18 protein-coding genes are annotated in these 18206 nt (G+C 43.4%); 14 read left to right on the top strand and 4 right to left on the bottom strand.

Features of this window, described 5'->3' with window-relative positions; translation table 11 throughout:
- Entirely contained in the window at positions 1-1914 is a 1914-nt protein-coding gene (speA, locus tag L3V43_RS06460) for a biosynthetic arginine decarboxylase (protein WP_235367539.1), read from the bottom strand.
- 269 nt (positions 1915-2183) lie between these two features.
- Here speA and L3V43_RS23695 point away from each other — a divergent pair, with 269 nt between their 5' ends.
- From L3V43_RS23695 to L3V43_RS06425, 8 genes are all read left to right on the top strand, one after another.
- Positions 2184-2315 (top strand): hypothetical protein, encoded by a 132-nt coding sequence (locus L3V43_RS23695; RefSeq protein ID WP_266068412.1) that lies wholly within the window; start codon positions 2184-2186, stop codon positions 2313-2315.
- A 90-nt stretch (positions 2316-2405) separates the two neighbouring features.
- Positions 2406-3248, top strand: a complete 843-nt coding sequence (locus L3V43_RS06455) for an alpha/beta hydrolase (protein ID WP_237116184.1) — start codon at positions 2406-2408, stop codon at positions 3246-3248.
- A gap of 62 nt (positions 3249-3310) precedes the next feature.
- Complete coding sequence (locus L3V43_RS06450; RefSeq protein ID WP_235367537.1) at positions 3311-3700, top strand: hypothetical protein; 390 nt, start codon at positions 3311-3313, stop codon at positions 3698-3700.
- Between the two features lie 3 nt (positions 3701-3703).
- A complete protein-coding gene (locus L3V43_RS06445) occupies positions 3704-4348 on the top strand; it encodes a DUF6058 family natural product biosynthesis protein (protein ID WP_235367536.1) in 645 nt (214 codons plus the stop codon).
- A 157-nt stretch (positions 4349-4505) separates the two neighbouring features.
- Positions 4506-5636 carry a DJ-1/PfpI family protein gene (locus L3V43_RS06440; protein WP_237116183.1) on the top strand — a complete coding sequence of 377 codons (1131 nt, stop codon included), beginning with the start codon at positions 4506-4508 and terminating at the stop codon, positions 5634-5636.
- 19 nt (positions 5637-5655) lie between these two features.
- Positions 5656-6540: an alpha/beta fold hydrolase gene (locus tag L3V43_RS06435; RefSeq protein WP_237116182.1), complete on the top strand. Its 885-nt coding sequence runs from the start codon at positions 5656-5658 to the stop codon at positions 6538-6540.
- Positions 6540-7241: a response regulator transcription factor gene (locus L3V43_RS06430; RefSeq protein ID WP_174169013.1), complete on the top strand. Its 702-nt coding sequence runs from the start codon at positions 6540-6542 to the stop codon at positions 7239-7241. The genes L3V43_RS06435 and L3V43_RS06430 overlap by 1 nt, the downstream gene beginning before the upstream one ends.
- 21 nt (positions 7242-7262) lie before the next feature.
- Positions 7263-8525, top strand: a complete 1263-nt coding sequence (locus tag L3V43_RS06425) for a HAMP domain-containing sensor histidine kinase (RefSeq protein ID WP_237116181.1) — start codon at positions 7263-7265, stop codon at positions 8523-8525.
- A gap of 81 nt (positions 8526-8606) precedes the next feature.
- Here the strand turns inward: L3V43_RS06425 and L3V43_RS06420 are convergent, their stop codons facing one another.
- Positions 8607-9302, bottom strand: coding sequence for a hypothetical protein (locus L3V43_RS06420; protein WP_102056649.1), 696 nt, complete (start codon positions 9300-9302; stop codon positions 8607-8609).
- A 241-nt stretch (positions 9303-9543) separates the two neighbouring features.
- Between L3V43_RS06420 and L3V43_RS06415 the strand changes: the two genes are divergently transcribed.
- Positions 9544-10395, top strand: coding sequence for a GNAT family N-acetyltransferase (locus tag L3V43_RS06415; protein WP_237116180.1), 852 nt, complete (start codon positions 9544-9546; stop codon positions 10393-10395).
- A 6-nt stretch (positions 10396-10401) separates the two neighbouring features.
- Here L3V43_RS06415 and L3V43_RS06410 read toward each other — a convergent pair whose 3' ends face one another.
- Positions 10402-11298 (bottom strand): LysR family transcriptional regulator, encoded by an 897-nt coding sequence (locus L3V43_RS06410; protein WP_237116179.1) that lies wholly within the window; start codon positions 11296-11298, stop codon positions 10402-10404.
- Between the two features lie 109 nt (positions 11299-11407).
- On the opposite strand from L3V43_RS06410, the gene L3V43_RS06405 reads away from it, so the two are divergent.
- Entirely contained in the window at positions 11408-12163 is a 756-nt protein-coding gene (locus L3V43_RS06405) for an SDR family oxidoreductase (protein WP_211868739.1), read from the top strand.
- A 24-nt stretch (positions 12164-12187) separates the two neighbouring features.
- Here L3V43_RS06405 and L3V43_RS23795 read toward each other — a convergent pair whose 3' ends face one another.
- Positions 12188-13747 (bottom strand): ATP-binding protein, encoded by a 1560-nt coding sequence (locus L3V43_RS23795; RefSeq protein ID WP_237116178.1) that lies wholly within the window; start codon positions 13745-13747, stop codon positions 12188-12190.
- 158 nt (positions 13748-13905) lie between these two features.
- Between L3V43_RS23795 and L3V43_RS06395 the strand changes: the two genes are divergently transcribed.
- From L3V43_RS06395 to L3V43_RS06380, 4 genes are read left to right on the top strand one after another with little or no spacing between them, the layout of a single operon-like run.
- A complete protein-coding gene (locus L3V43_RS06395) occupies positions 13906-14286 on the top strand; it encodes a BlaI/MecI/CopY family transcriptional regulator (protein ID WP_010371797.1) in 381 nt (126 codons plus the stop codon).
- Between the two features lie 3 nt (positions 14287-14289).
- Positions 14290-15618 (top strand): M23/M56 family metallopeptidase, encoded by a 1329-nt coding sequence (locus L3V43_RS06390; RefSeq protein WP_211868743.1) that lies wholly within the window; start codon positions 14290-14292, stop codon positions 15616-15618.
- A gap of 1 nt (position 15619) precedes the next feature.
- Positions 15620-16969, top strand: a complete 1350-nt coding sequence (locus L3V43_RS06385; protein WP_237116177.1) for a peptidoglycan DD-metalloendopeptidase family protein — start codon at positions 15620-15622, stop codon at positions 16967-16969.
- Complete coding sequence (locus L3V43_RS06380; protein ID WP_237116176.1) at positions 16962-18185, top strand: DUF418 domain-containing protein; 1224 nt, start codon at positions 16962-16964, stop codon at positions 18183-18185. Before L3V43_RS06385 ends, L3V43_RS06380 begins: the two co-directional genes overlap by 8 nt.
- Positions 18186-18206 lie beyond the last annotated feature (21 nt).

The following is an 18206-nucleotide window of genomic DNA, read 5'->3' as shown; positions in this document are numbered from 1 at the left end:
TTAAAAATCTTCCAAATAAGTATAGCCGTCAAGGCCGGTTTCAAGCTCTGCTAGGCAGGTAGCTCGTTCTTCAAGCGGTAGTTTGCTTTCAACTAGGTTGGCAAAGTTACGCTTAAATTGTTCAACATCAAGGTGTACATAACGCATCATATCGGCAACAGTGTCGCCCGCATCCACATTACCAAGCGACAATTCGCCCTGGTCATCTAATGTGGCTACAACGGTGTGGGTGTCGCCAAACAGGTTGTGCATGTCACCTAAAATCTCTTGGTATGCACCTACCAAGAAAAATCCCAATAAATAGGGTTTATCTTTGCAAAACTCAGGCACTGGTAGCGTGGCTTCAATACCTTGGCCATCCACATAATGCTCCACCGTACCGTCAGAATCACAGGTAATATCCAATAATACCGCGCGGCGCTTTGGTGCCTCTGTTAATCCGCTAAGTGGCAGTACAGGGAATACCTGTTCAATACCCCAAGCGTCAGGCAAAGATTGAAATAGCGAGAAATTCACAAAGAACTTATCCGCAAGCTTAGCACTGAGTTCGTCAATAATTGGGCGATGGAAACGGTTTTTGTTATCCATACGCTTGTTCAGCTCATAACATACGCGCAAGTTTACTTGCTCCGCCCATGCTCTTTGCTCAAGGCTTAATAGGCCCATCGCAAATTGGCTGTGTACTTCTGCCAAGTCGCCCTGCGTATCATGAAAAATTTCAATCAACGCGCGGTCGTCGCTCTGCTCGTTGAGCGCCTGCCAAGACGTCCACATATTGTGTAGTAGTCTCGGGGCGTCACTTACCGGTGCAGTTATCTCTTCTACTTGATAGCTTTCGGTGCCAATCACATCGGTGATTAATACCGCGTGATGCGCCGTTAGCGCACGACCCGACTCAGAGATGATCTTTGGCATTGGCTGATTGTACTGTTTACAGGTATCGCCTACGGTGTAAACGATGTTGTTTGCATATTCAGCTAAGCTGTAGTTCATCGAGTTAGACGACTGGCTACGCGTTCCATCGTAATCCACTGCAAGTCCGCCACCTACGTCTAAATTCAACAGGTTTGCACCTAAACGGCGTAATTCGCAGTAGAATCTAGCGGCTTCACCCACACCAACGCGCACGTCACGAATATTGGCCATTTGCGAGCCTAAGTGAAAGTGCACCAGTTGCAGCGCGTCTAGCATGTCAGCTTGCTTTAATTGGTTAACAACCGTAAGCACTTGCGATGCAGACAGGCCAAATTTGGACTTTTCGCCGCCGCTTGCTTGCCATTTTCCTTTACCTTGTGATGCCAAACGTACGCGTAAGCCTAAACGTGGTTTAACGTTGAGTGCTTTGGCTTCTGCCATCACGATGTCGAGCTCAGAACGCTTTTCTAAAACGATATAAACCTGATGGCCTAATTTTTCACCGATAAGCGCAAGACGGACGTATTCTCTGTCTTTGTAGCCATTACACACGATCACTGCGCTGGTTTTCTCACTGAGCGCCAATACGGTAAGTAACTCAGCTTTACTGCCAGCTTCTAAGCCAAGCTGTTTTTTATCGCTGGCCGTTTGGCTTGCGATAAGCCCCTCAATGACTTCTTTTTGTTGGTTTACTTTAATTGGGTAAACCAATAAATAATCTTCTGGGTAGCTGTAATCAGTAATTGCCTGATTAAACGCACCAACAATATTATGTACGCGCTGTTCAAGGATTTGTGGAAAACGCACTAGCGCAGGTAGGGTATAACCCTCAGATTTAATTTGTTGTGCAATGTTTGTCAGAGTTACGGCGTGCTGTGGCTGCTGTTGGTTCGGCATCGCAGTAACCTCTCCCTGATCATTAATACCAAAGAAGCCTTGGCTCCAGTGGCGCACGTTGTAGCATTCACGTGCTTGCTCAGAAGAGGTAAATTTGGTCATTCAAGTTCCTTAACGTAAGTTAGAGTTCAGTCTGCAGTGCGTCATCAATGGCGGCTACTCACTGAGTGAAAGGTCTCATTAATTTTCGCGCATTAGACACAAATAGAAAGTCTCAGTCTAATGAGTTATTTTGCTCGTCAAGAGTGACAAATCTTTCCCTTAGTTTAGTTGCGCTATAACGGGAATTAAGTGAGTGTAAACAAGGAGTAGTAAATTCTACTCTCGGGTTTTTTAAGCTAACATTCCATCAAAACGCAAGGTTTGCATCGATGACAATCAATATTATTTATGTCGCTTTGCTCTGCGTGCCTTTGCTTATTTTAGACCTTAAGCTTAGTCGTCGAGAAGGTGATATCTTGTTCATGGGCTATGTAGCTTATTTCATTTATACGTTGAGTTAATAAAGTTTCAGAAGTTTCTGAAACTTTATTGCGTTTATCGAGTAAACTAATTAGTATGTTATTGGGAAAACTTAAAAATGAGAAAGGACAATGAAAACAATAACATCAGCAGTACTCGGACTCGTCGCTTATAGTTCAGTGGCCAGCGCCAACCAATCAGTTCATGAACACGATTATCAATATGTGGAAATAAACGGCAACAAACTTGCCTATGCTTGCAAAGGAGAGGGTGAGACTACCGCACTTTTACTAGCTGGTATGGGCCTTGATGCTCATGAAACCTATAAAAACACCATTCATAACATAAAGCCAAAAGGCTATCGCTTATGTTTTTATGACAGAGCAGGCACCGGAAAAAGCACTTTTGCAAAGCCTCGAGTACGGACTATGTTGGAGCTTACACAAGAGCTTGAGGCATTCACTCAAGCCACCAAAATGGATAATTTAGTACTTGTACCTCACTCTTTTGGTGGCTTTGTTGCAAGAGCCTATGCCAACCGAAACCCTGAAAAAGTGAAAGGGATGGTACTTATTGATATCGCTCATGAGTCTTGGTATCACGATATGAAAAGTAAGATGTCTAAAGAAGCATGGAAGATAATGGAATGGATCATCAACTGGGAGCGAGATACTCATTCATTAGAAGATTTTGAAGAAGCTTCTGCCCATACAGAGATGTACAAAATCAACCGAAAAATGCCAGTTACGATACTGTCACGTGGGATCCCTTATGTGACTATCCGCTCTACTGGTATGAGTTATGCCGATGTTGATGTTTATACTCAAACTTCAAAAGACTCCCAAATAAAGCTGCAAGAAATTGGCGATAATGTTACGCCCATTACCATGAAATATGCATCTCACCTGTTTGATGAAACAGATCCATTTATTGCCATCAAATATATTGAAGAAATGGTGAAAAAGGTACAATAATATTTTTTACGCAAAGGGTTAGCGGTTATACTGCTGCTAACCCAACTAATAATAATAAAGCAATGTTCTCTCATCACATAATCAGTTCAAAAATCACGACTTTCTTAGTAGCTGCAGCCGGCTTTGCAGGGGGGGTATTGTCAGTACTGGGCGTAATTAACCATCCGGAATTGACGTTAATCCTCGACTTTACAGCAAGCTTTTTATGCTTGATGGTCGCGTTTAAGTTATATCAAAAGCAACTCAGGGCCTTAAATTGGGCAGCGGTGCTCGGCGCGCTTATGTCCATTGGTGTCGTCGTTGATGATACGCTAATCCAATTTTCATCAGGACTACTATTAACGGTTCAGTTGAACCTAGAATCCATAGCCGTAAACATCAACTTGCTTGGCTTGATTATCATCGCGACTGCGCTCACGGCAAAAATAAAGCTAACTAATTCAAAGGAATAATCAATGGAGCTACTTACCTATCTGCAGACGCATTTTATTACCAAAGAGACTTTGCTACTCGAGTCGCAGTTATCCCATCTTGAATTGGCTATGTTAATTGAAAAGCGTTTGATGCCAAAAGCCGCCTATAAGTTAGCATTAAAGCTTGAATGTGATTCTTTCTTTGGCGAGCACAGTGATGAAAGCTGCCTAGAATTTTATCCGCAAGGCGCTTTAGTGTGGCTTGGTGCTGTATCACAAGTAACGGATGAAGCACAAGCCTTTACACTCTTTAGTAAACGTTATAAAAACCAACTGCATAGATTAAAAGCGCAAGGCTTTAATCCGAGAGGTGCAAAGCTGGATCAAGACATCGACGCGCACTTAGAAAGTGAGTGGCAACACTTCCTTGACGGTATTTACGGACTTTGTACTAAAACGGGTTTACCTGAAGATATTGCAAATAAAGAAGCCGCCATCGTTATCATCAATGAGTATTTGGCAAGAGATGAACACTTGAGTTCAGATGAACTAACCAACCTTCACCAAGTGGTCGATTTATTGGATGAGGCCAGTGCATTATTTGCGCCTCATGAGCGTGAACGTAGCTCACGCAAGCGCTTAATAGATGACGTGAGAGCAAAATTTCCAAAGCCTTTAACATCATAATTGACAACTTTTCGTTTTTGAATAATACCAATTGAATTTATTAGAGAATTAATTCAATTGGTATAATGTGAATTGACTTCACATCCATTTCACACCTGTCCGCATAAAGTGTCTGTAACAAAACAACACAAGGGTCAACAGGCCCGAGGACAGGATGATGAACAAATCACTATTAACCTTATCTCTCGTTGCTGCAATGTCAGCAACTTCAATCAATGCGGTTGCACAAGATAAAAACACACCTCATGTGCTCATGGTGCTCAGTAGTTATGGCGAAATGGGTGCTGATGGCACCTTAAGCAAACCTGGATTTGAATTTGACGAGCTCAGTAAAGCGTATGCCGTATTCAAACAAAATGGCGTAAAAGTCACGTTAGCCTCGCCGAAGGGCGGTGAACCGTTGGCAGATAAGTTCGATAAGAACAAATCCTATAATCAAGCATACAGTAATGATACGACTGCGATGGCGCAGCTTAAAAACACTAAAAGACTGAGTGAGTTAGAGCCCGCGCAATACGATGCTGTGTTTGTGGTTGGGGGTAAAGGCCCAATGTTCGACTTGCATGATTCCAAGCCGTTACAGGCAATTATTCGCGAGATCTACGTTAACAACGGCGTAATTGGTGCAGTTTGCCATGGTCCTGCGGCATTGGTAGGTGTAAAGCTTGAAAATGGCGAGTACTTAATCGCTGGTAAGCGAGTAAATGGCTTTACTAACGAAGAAGAAGCAGCGTTTGGTAAAAAATGGACCGAACAGTTTCCATTCCTACTTGAAGATAAACTCATTGAACGTGGTGCATCGTTTGTGCAAGACGGGTTAATGTTGAATCAGGTAAGCATTGACGGCCATTTGATCACAGGGCAAAACCCTTTTTCTACGGTAGATACTGCTAAAGCGATGGTTGCGGCACTAGGTCTGACGGTAAACGAGTTACCGCGATTCAAAGACGATGAAAGTATTTTGTTGGTAGAAGAGTTCTTTTCAGATAGCAGCAAAGCGAAGGCGCGTTACTTAGCGGATAAGTCATCGTTTGATCCCATGTTGCTCGGGATCTCTGGTTTATATCAAGCGCAGCATGCGCAAACTGCTCATCAACTTGCCGTGGCCGTTGAGTTGATGCAATTAACCCTTGCAGATATCGATCACCCCATGCTGTACGAAGCACTAATAAATGCACAGCTCAAACTAAATGATATGTCTGGTGCAAAGTCCACATTAGAAGCAGCGCTTAAAAAGCATGGTACGGCAGAGAATCTGATTGCACTAAAAGAGAAAGTTTATGGTTAAGCAAAACTGGAGAAAAACAATGTTAGTAGTGACTGGGATTATTGCAGGCGTTGCCGCTGTTTGGTATGCAGTGTTTGGATTAAAGCCATACAGCGTTACGCCGGAGGAATTAACGCAAATATATAGCTATGAGCAAAAGGCCGTGGAGGTAAATCTTTCGCCATTAAAAACCAATCACTTTGCGCTTGAGTACACGACGTTTGATGGCGATAAAGTCAATGGTCATATTCTCTACCCAAGTAATTACGACGCGACTAAACCAATGCCCGTTATGGTGGGTGTCCACGGTATGGGCCGAAGTGATGTACGCTGGATACAAGAGAGCTTTAAGGGGCGTGATACGTTTGAGCAAACGGATGAGCTTACCAAAATGGCACTAGCAAATGGGTATGCAGTGGTTGCTATTGATTCGAGGAATCATGGTAAGCGTAAAAATCTTGAGCATAATATTATTGAAGTTATGCATGATTTAGATTGGTGGGGCAAGCGCGAGCCGTACGAAAAGTTAATTATTGATTCGGTAAAAGATCACAGGGTACTGCTTGATTGGGTAGCAACTCAGCCGCAATTTGATCAAGACCAAATCAGTGTTGCGGGATATAGCATGGGAGGTCAAATCAGTTTAATTCTAGCGGCGCTGGATAAACGAGTAGATAATGTATTATCAATTGTGCCGCCTTACCTGACTAACGCTGTGGCACGAGTGGCGATTAAAAACTTTGCGACGGCAGTTGATTCTCCCAAGGTGTGGTTGGTCTCGGCTGATGACGATGAATACACAAGCGAGCGTGAAAATAAAGCACTATTTGAAGCCATTGCGAGTGTGCAAAAACATCATGTAGTCATTGAAGGTGGGCATCTCTTGCCTGAAGGCTACTACAAAAAACTACAAGGCTGGTATTAATGAAAGCAAGCTCACAACTCAATATTTTAGTGATTGAAGACAACCCCGCGATTGCAAGTAATATAGCCGATTACTTCGATATGCAGGGACATAATCTGGACTTTGCTTATACGGGAGAGCAGGGTTGTGAGCTTGCATTAACGCAATATTTTGACTGTATTATTTTAGATATTATGCTGCCAGATATTGAAGGGCTTGAGGTCTGTCAGCGATTAAGGCTTCAAGCCGACAGACATATTCCCATCATCATGTTAACTGCTCGAGATACTTTGGACGATAAATTAGCAGGATTTGCGCAGGGTGCGGATGATTACCTCACCAAACCTTTTTCGCTAGAGGAGCTAGCAGCCCGAGTCAGCGCATTAACTTGCCGATTAAATCCCACACCTGCTGCAAGAACACTTAGCGTGGGGAACGCAGATAAACAGGTTACGCTCAATTACCAAAATCAAACGGTAACGCGGGGTGAGACTGCACTCGTGTTACCACCAATATTGTTCAATATTCTTAAAATTTTGATGGAAAGTTATCCTCGAGCGGTATCAAAGAGTGAGCTTGTTGATCGTATTTGGGGCGAGGAGGGCACTGACTCGGATTCTTTACGGTCACATATCTACCAATTACGTAAAGCGGTAGATAAGCCATTTCCAACTGCCATTATTAAAACCATTCACAGCGTTGGCTTAGTGCTGGATTTATAGCTGAAATTGCAACTGAGAAAAATGAAAACAAAACAACTAAGAAACCGCATCATCACCTACTTTGTCTCTATTGTAGTACTGCTCAGTGTATTATTTTCACTGATCACTTTGCTTTTTAGCTACATCATAGAAGACAGCTTTTTTTATCAAATTTTAGAAGATGAAAGAAAGCAGATAGCGCTTCAAATCGTCAATAACGAGACACCAGAACCGCATTTTGACTTCGTCACATTTCATCCTACAACCGACACTTTACCCGCGGTGGTAAGAACGCTACTCGCTGAGGAACCAAACCGCAAAGAGTTTAGTGCTGAGGCGGGTAAACATTATCATATCGCCTTTCTAAACAAGGATGACCGTGGACAAGACATATTGCTTGCTGAAGTAAGCGGCCATCTTGTGGTGCGCGAACTGCGAGGCTTGATGCTTGGTTTTTCACTGACCCTATTGGCGATTGGATTAATCATTGCGTTATTGTTAGCGCTCGGTACGGTAAAGCTGGCAAAAAAATTACTTAAACCTTTGGATGAGCTAATGGTAATTGTAGAGGCGAGTCCCGTTGAAAACCTCCCGACCAATTTTGCATCTCAGTTTTCGCAAAATGAAATTGGTAAATTTGCACAAACGCTTGAATCAGCCCTTGCTCGTATTCGAGCATTCGTTGAGCGTGAACGCCAATTTACCAGAGATATTTCCCATGAATTGAGAACACCTGTCACCATTTCCCAAGGGGCGGTTAGTTTACTCAACCACACCGAGTTAAACAGTAAACAGCAAGAGCTGGTGGCAAGGATAGCGGAGTCTGACCAGCAGATGCAGCTAACACTAGAGGCGCTACTTGCCCTTGCCCGGGAAAAAGCCGATACACCGGAGCAGACTAATTTACAATCCGTGATTGAAGCTTGCATTATTAATAACCAAGCGCTGTTTGAGCATAAAGTCCTAAGTATTGACTTACCCGGCAATGTATTTGTTCCTATGGCCGCGCAGGAGCTAAGATTGGTAGTGCAAAACCTGTTACAGAACGCTGTACATCATAGCCAAGGCGAGCAAATTCATATTCGTTACAGAGATAATACACTAACGATTGCGGATGATGGCCAAGGGTTACCAGAGATCTTTACGGTAAACGAGCAAGCCTTTGAGTCTGGCATGCGGGGTCCCAATAGTTTAGGTACTGGCATTGGGTTATCGCTAGTAAAGCGTCTTTGTGAGAAGTTTTCTGTGGAGGTGGTGATTGAAAGTGGCGAAACGGGTGTATCGGTTCACTTAAAGTTTGCTTAGGGTTGTTGTTGACCTGACCCAACATAGTTTGAAAAGGCACGGTGACTTCCGTTATCGTGCCTTGAGAGAATTTAATTGAACTTAAGAAAACTCGGCGATAACCAATACTCTCTTGTGTTTAGCGCTATAAAAAACAATCCCTTCACCACCGCCTTCAAAATAAGTAGAGAAGCAGAAGGTACCAAGGTAAGTAAAATCTACACCGTGCTCTTCATCAAAAAAGCCAATTTCACGAGTGGAGTAGTGGCTGTAATTCTCGCCACTTTGCTCTTCCATAGCGTCAAAATAGCGCGTTTCGTCATCACCTTCTTCATCCCACAAATAGGCGTCCCAATTGCAACCGAGTATGGGTTGGCCACCGAATTCAAATAGCGGATCGCTTTCTTCGTTTTCGTCAAGAGAGTAGTTAAGTCGTTGATGTTTGGCGTAGAAGCTGGCTGCTTGCTGATGGTATTCGCTATAGTCTTCAAAATCCTCCTTCTCTTCACTTAGGTTGTCAACGTTGTGAGCGTCAACCTGCCACCCATTGTCTGTCAGTGAGTAGGAGATATAAGGAAGGTCGCCATCAAAAATCTCCATAGAAATCGGTAATGCGATAAGCACATTATCATCGCTGTTTACGTCTAACTTTGAATAGGCAAGTAGTCCTATTGGTAATAGCTGAGTGTCATTAAACGCAACATCTTGGCTGCTTGGGAATGGTTTGTAAAAATCAGTCGCTTGTAACACTTTTGTCGCAGAGCATGTGACTGCCGAATCTTTAATGTAGAGGGCCATAAAATAACTCCTTTTTATGGTTTATTTTTTGGTAATTAATACGTTAGGCTTATATTTGGTGCACACCATATAGCGATGTGTGTGGAAAATCAATCAGTGATAATAATTGTTCGGGCGGCAGCGTGCCTGTCCTTTATATTTTCTCCAAATTTGTAGCTTATCATGCTTATGATAGGGCCATTGCAGTGCTGGATTGTCCGCTATAATACAAACTACATCAGGTGAGAAAAGTAGATACGCCATGGAAAATAGAACATTTAAAATAAAAGTAATGGATTTAACTGAATTAGAAATTGCAGCAAAGTGGGCTCTGCAAGAAGGGTGGAACCCTGGGCTTAGCGACGCACGGTGCTACTATCAGGCCGATCCGAATGGCTTTTTAATTGGCTATCTAGGCGATGAACCTATCGCTTCGATTTCGGTGGTTAAGTACGATGATTCATTTGGTTTTTTAGGCTTTTATATTGTTAAACCAGAATATCGAGGTCAGGGTTATGGGATGCAGATTTGGCAGGCTGGACTTCAATATTTAGCTGGTTGTAACGTCGCACTGGATGGAGTGGTCGCGCAGCAAGAGAATTACAAAAAATCGGGTTTTAAGCTCGCCTATCGTAATATTCGCTACGAAGGAGTGGGTGGCGGCGAAACGCCTGATTGCACAAACTTAGTGGCACTTGAAAGATTACCGATAGAAGAGGTCATTGCTTACGACAGTGCGTTTTTCCCAGCAAAAAGAGTAGCCTTTGTTGACGCTTGGATTAACCAGCCAAACTGCCACGCTTTAGGCATTAAACAGGATGACACACTTGTAGCCATAGGTGTGATCCGTCCTTGTCACGTCGGCTATAAAATAGGACCTCTTTACGCTGATAACGTAGAACTTGCAGAAACACTCTTCTTAGCGCTTAGGTCCAAGGTATCAGCAACTGAGGCCATTTACTTGGATGTGCCAGAAGTAAATGCCGCTGCTGCTGCGCTTGCACAAAAGTACAAGATGTCACTTTCTTTTGAAACTGCGAGAATGTACACCGGTGAACGCCCAGATTTGCCATTAACGCGAGTGTTCGGTGTAACTTCGTTTGAAATTGGTTAGTTTGATTCAATCGAAGCGGTATTGCTGATAGGTTGAAGTCAATAGCTCAACAAACTCCCGTACCTTTGCGGGAGTATATTGCTTCGACAAGTACAGTGCGTGAATAGGATAACTTTCATCATGTAGTTCAGGTAGTAGCTGTACACAACTGCCTATAGCTAATTCATCTTTAAATGCCCATAGCGGCCCGTAATGCACACCAAGGCCAGCATTTACCCAATTTTTTAGCACTGCAACACTGTTGGCGATGAGTTTACCACTTACCGCAACGGCTTCACGGTGCAGGCCTTTACCGAGAATGAGCTGATTATCAAGTTTAGGTTTATTGTAAAAGATAAAGTCCAGTTTGCTTAAATCGCTAAAGCGTTGTGGCTGTCCCATGCGTTCAATATACGATTTAGAGGCCACCAAGACCCGTGGTACATGGCCTAGTTGTCGGCAAATCAAGGAGGAATCATCCAGTTTGCCAATCCTAATTGCAATATCGATTTGTTTAGCCTTGAGATCTTCGAAATGACTGCCGAGCAGTAACTCGATATTGAGGTCTGGATAGGTGGTTATAATGGTTTGTACCACAGGAGCAATGAAGCGCTCGGCGAAGTCGTGTGGAGCTGCAACCCTCAATGTCCCAGAAGGCACTGCTGAGGTGCCTGAAATCGATTCTTCTAATTCCCTTTTTTCATCTAGTAATTGCTTTACGCCTTTATAGTACTCAAGACCAACTTCGGTTGCAGCCGTTTGTTTAGTGGAGCGCTGTAAAAGTTTTACTCCTAATCGACTTTCTAAGTTTGCGAGCTTTCGGCTTACCGAGGACGGATCGGTACCTATCACTTCAGCGGCAGATTTGAGGCTGCCAGATTCAACGGTAAGAACAAATAAATCTTCTTCAGTAATCGATTTCATAGCGGATGTAAAAAATGCAATTAGTAAATGACTAAAATCACTATACCTGTATCCCTTTCACCTAGCTACACTAAAAGTCGATTGAATATTTCAAGTAGGAGAAATAGGTATGTCTAAGCAATTAACAGGTAAGGTTGCGTTTATCACAGGGTCAGCCAAAAATATGGGCAAGGATTTTGCTATTGCGCTGGCAAAGCAAGGCGCTGATCTTGTTATTCACTATCATAGTGCCCATTCTAAACTACAAGCATTTGAAACCCAGAAGGAAGTTGAAGCGCTGGGTGTTAGGACGACGCTAGTACACGGAGATGTCAGCAATAAAGCGCAAGTAATGAATATATTTGAGCATATTATTAGTGAGTTTGGCGGCGTAGATATCGTTATCAATAATGCCGGCACTATCAGCAAAAAACCGTTTGTTGAATATAGCGAGGAAGATTTTGACAGGCTATTTGGGATCAACTGTAAAGGGGCATTTTTTGTGATGCAAGAAGCCGCTAAACATATTCGTGATAATGGTCGGATCATTAATATGGGCACTTCGCTGCTGGCAGCATTTACTGGAAATTATGCACTCTATGCTGGCTCAAAAGCACCACTTGAGCATTTCACTCGTGCGCTGGCAAAGGAAATCGGACATCGAGGAGTGACCGTCAATACTATTGCACCAGGTCCAATTGACACTGACTTTTTCCGTGGCGAAGAAAACGAGCAAACCATTAATTATTTGCAGTCTGCAAGTGTAATGAACCGACTAGGGCAAGTAGACGATATTACCCCTGCGGTGCTTTATCTTGCGTCGGAGCAATCACGCTGGACGACTGGGCAAACTTTGTTTGTTAACGGAGGCTTTGTCACTCGTTAAGTATGCTATGAGGGCACAAGTTGGTTAGGCGGTTTGTGCCAACGTTTTGTTCGCCAACAAGATGGTAAAAGTGGTGCCATTTCCGGCTTTGGAATTGACTTTTAAGTCACCTTCTAAATGTTTTTTGACGAGATTATAGGTGACGGAAAGTCCAAGTCCGGCATGACCATGTTGGCGAGCTGTGGTGTAAAAGGGCTCAAAGATCCGGTTTAGAACCTCATTACTCATACCGACGCCTTCGTCTTTGACTCGAATAAATATTTTATTGTCAGTGATCTCTAAACGAACAGCGGCAAACGGCTGGGTGTCGCTATCATTACTAAAACCATGCACTCGGGCATTCTCAAGCAGCTGCAACAAAATTTGCTGTAGCGCCTTAACGTTGATTTTGACCAGTTGTTCCAGTTTTCCTGTTGCGCTAAATTCAACGCGCATCTTTAACTGGAAACGGGCCGTTTGTTCGCAATAATCGCGAATAACTGCTTCTAGGTCGACAAGTTGCTCGACGTCAGTTTCTTGCTCTGCAGAGATATTCTTGAACTCTTGTACTAGCTTTGCCGTTTTGCCGAGATTTCGCTCTGCGATAGACAACCCAGAATCCAATGCTGCCATAATTTCTAAAAACTCAGCGTGCGACAAACGCTGAGTTTTCATGCCGGTTTCCATCACATCCACTTGCTCTTGGCAGGATGACACTGCGGTAATCGAGACGCCAAGTGGGGTATTTACCTCGTGAGCCAATCCCGAAACTAAACTACCTAGGCTCGATAATTTTTCCGCCTCTACCAGTTGCTGGTGGATCACATGGATGTGGCTAAGGAGCTGGTTGATGGCAAGGCTAACATCAGTCAATTCATTGTGATTATCAATGTCGATACGTTTTTCGAGACTCGAGCTCTCAATAATGTGGTTGATTTGCGAGCGAATATGATCGATTGGATGTTGAATAGAACGGTATAAGGCGAAGCCAACGGCAATTAAGCTCACCAATACAATCACAGAAAAAGTAATGAGCAACAACTTTAGTTGGCTAAATTGTTGCTCGGTTTGCTCCACAATACTGAGTGCGACGTCATTTTGTACCTCGGTGAGAGCTTGTAGTGACGAAGTTAACGGATCGAACTTTTCATAGAGTGCAGTAACAAACTGATTTTGTGGAATCGCTAAAAATGTCCCTTGATTTATCGCGCTTTGGAGCGTGGCAATATGCGTAAATACGGCCTGCAGTTGGAACTCAATGAGTTCAACTTTGACTTGCTCCGCCGTCACCAAATATGTGTTTAGATAGCTTTGCCAGGCGTCGTTCATGACCCGAGTAGCATCTGCTATTTGCATCAACACCTCGTCTTTGGAGACCAGCCCTGCACGATACTTATGAAGTATGTCGACAATCTGAATCGCACCGTGATCTGATACTTTTTTTATTTGAATAAGCGGCACAACACGATCGGCGTATAGAGATTCTACTTCTGACTCAAGGTGAGCGTAACGGTTAAAAGCATATCCAAGCAGTAAGGCAAGCGCAATGATGGGAAACACAATTAGCAGCCATAATTTATGGCGAATATTAATTAGCTCTAGCACTACAGATAACTCATTTTTTATATATCAACTTGAAGTATAAGTGCTGTTGATAATGTCGCCATTTTTCGTGGTGAAAATTAAAAAAGCATAATGTGCGACTTGTGTCGCACTTTTTTGTTTGTTAATGTGTGACATATGTCGCCGTTGTGAGAAAAACAATGAAACCTAACTCAACCGAACTAATCGTTTTAAAAATCCTTTGGCGTGAACAGCCAAGAACGGGCAAAGAAATTCACACAGAAATAGGATCAAAGCTCAGCTGGAGCTACTCATCAACTCGAAAAACTCTTGAGAGAATGTGTGAAAAGGGTTATCTCGCCGAGCAAATGCAAGGCAATAAAAAAATATACTCAGCTGTCCTTGCTAAGGTACCGACTCTCGCACTTTATGCCCAAGAGTTTGCAAAGCAAATTATGGAGTTGGATGAGCCTCTGCCAATCGCTATGTTTTCAGATAGTAAGTTAATTGCAGCGGATGAATTAGATGAATTAGAAGCCATGTTAGATGAGTTAGCTAAGACGCAAGGTGATAAAGAGTAAGGTATGGAACTAATATTACTTTCGGTCTTGCTGTGGGTGGCGCTTAGTGGCTTAACGTACGCGCTTGGAGTGAAATTTTCCGCTCGGTATGTACAGAATAAAGGACTTTGGTGGGGCGTGCTGGCAGTGACTTTTGTGCCTTGGATCCCACTTGAACACATGGGGCAACACAACGCGATTCCAGCCGTATTGTTTAATGCCAATTTACAACAATTTGCAGAGCCGCTGCTGGCGATGACGAAGCGTACTCAAGTTGCGTCTGACTGGCTAAACCTGACGCTTATGGCTGTATTTATGGTCTATTGCGTTGGGCTAATCGCTCATCTTTTGGTACTTGGGCGACAGTATTGGCGAGTAAAACGCCTCTGTAGCACCGCCTCAAAAATAAAGCTCGGCGCACCGAGTTGCTATCAATTGCCAATTACTTGCTCTCCTTTTGTGTTCGGACTGTGGCAACCTAAAGTGTATTTGCCGGTGGAATTTGACACGCTACCAGAGGCAGAACAGCAAGCACTTATTCTGCATGAGTTAACCCACATAGATAAAGGCGATCACATTGCCGTCGTAATTTGGCGAATACTCGCGACGCTTGCTTGGTTTAATCCGTTTATTGCAAAAATGGAACAGGGCTTTATTCGAGCGATGGAATATCGCTGTGATGAGGTGACGATAGCGAAGCACGGCCTTGAGCCTTTGGCTTATAGCAAAGCATTAATGAACTCTTTAAAACGGGCTGCTGCTCCGCCGAAAACGATGAATATGACAGCAAATTTTGCATCTAACTCTTTGACTTTAGATGATTATAAAAAGCGTTTTAGCGTTATTCTTAAATCTAAAAAGAAGCCAAGTAACCTTGTGTTGATAGGGTTTTTTGTGTTGCTTAGTTCAGGTTTAGCCTATGGCAATATTCAATGGACAATGGGAACGGCGATGGTCAGTAAAACATGGACATACCCAGTCGTCACACCTGAAATAACATCAAGGTTTGGGCATATATCGAACTTTCGTCACAATAAAGCACATCAAGGACTGGATTTAGCTGGCGGCGTTGGTGAACCTGCGATGGCGGTTGCCAGCGGTACGGTCACGATTGCTGATGATAAAACCTTGCCTGAGAATTACGGTAAAGTGGTGTTGATCCATCATGACAATGGTTATCAAAGTCTCTACGCACACCTTGATAGCATTGATGTTGAAGTGGGTGAGCAAGTATCGCAAGGAGAAGTGATCGGTACCATAGGTGAAACCGGTCGAGTCACTGGTCCACATCTACATCTAGAAGCTCTACATAACAACACGCGCATTGATCCGCTGACCTTATTGGAAAATTAACATGATTAAAAAGCTTTCTATTGCCATTGTAATGATGGCAACTTTTGGCTGCTCGAAACAGCCCGAGCAGACTCATTCTGTCAATAAAGCGCAAGAGAATACGCTTGTGTCGGTACAAGCAGAACAAGGTCAAGTTGTTGTACTCAATAGATCCGCTGAAGACTCAGTCACGGCCCAAATCCAAATCACAGAGGAGCTAAAGCCAGTTCAAGATATTCGTTTACTTGAACTTAAATCGGGTGAGAGTTTAGCTAATCTTTTAAGTGAGTTTGCATTCAGTGACCGCGATAGTTGGCTGGTGGAACAAGCCGTGAGTACGTGGACATCACTGACTAAACTCAAGGCTGGACAGTTAATAGAAGCAGAGCTTGTAGACGGACAAGTAATGCAGATCCGCTTTGAATACGCATTTGCACAGGTTATTGAGATTAAAAGAGTAGATGAACACTGGCATGCATCGCTAAGTGAGCTTGAAACCGTCACGCAAACAAAGCGTTTATCGACAAGCATAGATTCTAGTTTTTTTGTGGACGCCAGCAAAATCGGGGTACCCAATGATATTATCAATCAAAGTATTGTCGCCTTATCTCACCTTGTCGATTTTCAAAGAGAAGTTTATGCTGGCGATCAAATTGATTTTGTATTTCAAGAACAGCAGCTTGTGATTGCCGAAGAGTTACTCAAGCAAATCTCCAAACCTTTAGAATTACAACATGTTGCGCTACTTTCAGGAAAAGAAAAATACCGCTTATACCGGTTTACTGATAATGGCGGAACGACCGCTTTTTACCACTCAGATGGTACCCTCGCACAAAGTTTTTTAATGAAAACGCCGCTTAACGGTGCTCGATTATCGTCAAACTTCGGTAAACGTCATCACCCAGTATTGGGCTATACCCGAATGCACAAAGGGATCGATTTTGGTGCGCCTGTTGGTACGCCTATTATGGCTGCGGGTTCTGGAAAAGTACTCAAAGCTGGGTGGGGCGGCAGCTTTGGTAATCGCGTAGTGTTAGATCACGGCAAAGGCTATCAAACACTTTATGCTCACTTAAATGGCTTTGCGAACGGCCTCAAAAATGGGACGAGAGTAAAGCAAGGCGATGTGATTGGCTACCTTGGTAATACCGGCCTGTCGCAGGCGCGTCACCTACATTATGAAGTGCATAAAGACGGAAAAGCCATCAATCCACTCACCCTAAAACAACCAAAAAACACTAAGCTAAGTGACACGCAATTTGATGAATTTAGCGCGCAGGTTGCACAAATTACCACACTGCTCGATAGCGAAAATACAAAGCTAGCTCACCATGATGGACAGTCGGGCAGCATGGGTAGCTCTGATGACTAGTGCTGAAAAAAATCGTCTTAACAGCCTCGACTTTATTCGCGGGGTAGCAATTCTGTGTATTTTACTTATCAACATCGAAAGCTTTGCCTATCCCAATCCATGGGGCAGTTACCAATATGGCTTTATGACAGATATAGACAGTGAGGTAAGGTACTGGGTGTACGTGTTTGCTCAGGGCAAGTTTTACGGGCTGCTGGCGATGTTATTTGGCGCTGGCCTTACGATTATTCTTCAAAAACAGCCATTTGAATTTGCTATTAAATTAAGTGCGGCAAGGCTAGTGGCTTTATTTATACTCGGTCTTGTTCATGCTTATTATATTTGGAGTGGCGACATTCTCTATCACTATGCTGTGATAGGAATGATTGCCACCACCATCATATTACTTGGCACCCGGACCATCAAAGCCAGCATAGTAATTTGTTTGGCGTTTATGTTAGTTGCAGGTTTTGGCAGAGCAGAGCGCACTATCGCCCAATACGATGCTTACCAAGCAGCACTCAATGTGGACGAAGCGTCTCGCACACGAGGCCAGCAAAAAGCGATTAATCGGTGGCAGAATAAAACTGAACCACGGACACCCACTCATCGTACTTTGGAAGAAACGCCAAGCTTAACTGAGTATTGGCAGGAAAACTTTGACAGTCCGCAAGTCCACAAAGGTAAGCTGTTTTATTCAAGTATTTTTTGGTCCACGCTAATGATGATGCTGATAGGCTCGCAGCTGTTTCAATGGGGATTGTTTTCAAAGACTAAACTTAGCCCATTTGCGGTTGTGGCACTGCTTTGCTTGATTGCGGTGTCGTGTTATGCCACTCAAGCTCGTTATTTTCATTGGCTGCAAAGTTCACATATCCCAGTGTTGTCTTACGCTAAACAAATGGTCATCGTACTTAACCGGGAGCTGCAAGCGATTGTTTACTTGGTTTTGTTATCTTTGCTATATAACCGTTGGTTGCATCGGTTCAAACCCCTGAAGGCGATAAATCAAGTGGGTCGATTTGCACTGAGCAATTACATTGGACAGTCACTGTTATTGGTAGTGATATTTTATGGCTTTGGATTACATAATACGCTAAGTCGCAGTGAGCTCTTGTTCTTATGGCTTGTTATTATGGCAGGGCAGCTGCTATTAAATGTGATTTACGGGCGATTCTTTAAGGTGGGACCCGTTGAACGTGTATGGCGCAAACTAACGATTACGTTACATGCATAATCGACTCGAATTTTTTACAAA

This window comes from Pseudoalteromonas sp. L23, assembly GCF_021728455.1.
In the GTDB taxonomy this organism is placed as follows: Bacteria; Pseudomonadota; Gammaproteobacteria; order Enterobacterales; family Alteromonadaceae; genus Pseudoalteromonas.
The sequence above is the reverse complement of the archived record's forward strand: the minus strand, read 5'-3'. Positions and strand labels throughout refer to the sequence as shown.

Bases quoted from the DNA above. Each gene is read 5' to 3' on its own strand.
- L3V43_RS06450 (WP_235367537.1), top strand. From the start codon at position 3,311: ATGTTCTCTCATCACATAATCAGTTCAAAAATCACGACTTTCTTAGTA.
- L3V43_RS06445 (WP_235367536.1), top strand. From the start codon at position 3,704: ATGGAGCTACTTACCTATCTGCAGACGCATTTTATTACCAAAGAGACT.
- L3V43_RS06395 (WP_010371797.1), top strand. From the start codon at position 13,906: ATGAAACCTAACTCAACCGAACTAATCGTTTTAAAAATCCTTTGGCGT.
- L3V43_RS06405 (WP_211868739.1), top strand. From the start codon at position 11,408: ATGTCTAAGCAATTAACAGGTAAGGTTGCGTTTATCACAGGGTCAGCC.
- L3V43_RS06415 (WP_237116180.1), top strand. From the start codon at position 9,544: ATGGAAAATAGAACATTTAAAATAAAAGTAATGGATTTAACTGAATTA.
- L3V43_RS23695 (WP_266068412.1), top strand. From the start codon at position 2,184: ATGACAATCAATATTATTTATGTCGCTTTGCTCTGCGTGCCTTTGCTT.
- L3V43_RS06380 (WP_237116176.1), top strand. From the start codon at position 16,962: ATGACTAGTGCTGAAAAAAATCGTCTTAACAGCCTCGACTTTATTCGC.
- L3V43_RS06430 (WP_174169013.1), top strand. From the start codon at position 6,540: ATGAAAGCAAGCTCACAACTCAATATTTTAGTGATTGAAGACAACCCC.
- L3V43_RS06420 (WP_102056649.1), bottom strand. From the start codon at position 9,302: ATGGCCCTCTACATTAAAGATTCGGCAGTCACATGCTCTGCGACAAAA.
- L3V43_RS06425 (WP_237116181.1), top strand. From the start codon at position 7,263: ATGAAAACAAAACAACTAAGAAACCGCATCATCACCTACTTTGTCTCT.
- speA (WP_235367539.1), bottom strand. From the start codon at position 1,914: ATGACCAAATTTACCTCTTCTGAGCAAGCACGTGAATGCTACAACGTG.
- L3V43_RS06440 (WP_237116183.1), top strand. From the start codon at position 4,506: ATGAACAAATCACTATTAACCTTATCTCTCGTTGCTGCAATGTCAGCA.
- L3V43_RS06385 (WP_237116177.1), top strand. From the start codon at position 15,620: ATGATTAAAAAGCTTTCTATTGCCATTGTAATGATGGCAACTTTTGGC.
- L3V43_RS06455 (WP_237116184.1), top strand. From the start codon at position 2,406: ATGAAAACAATAACATCAGCAGTACTCGGACTCGTCGCTTATAGTTCA.
- L3V43_RS06435 (WP_237116182.1), top strand. From the start codon at position 5,656: ATGTTAGTAGTGACTGGGATTATTGCAGGCGTTGCCGCTGTTTGGTAT.
- L3V43_RS06390 (WP_211868743.1), top strand. From the start codon at position 14,290: ATGGAACTAATATTACTTTCGGTCTTGCTGTGGGTGGCGCTTAGTGGC.
- L3V43_RS06410 (WP_237116179.1), bottom strand. From the start codon at position 11,298: ATGAAATCGATTACTGAAGAAGATTTATTTGTTCTTACCGTTGAATCT.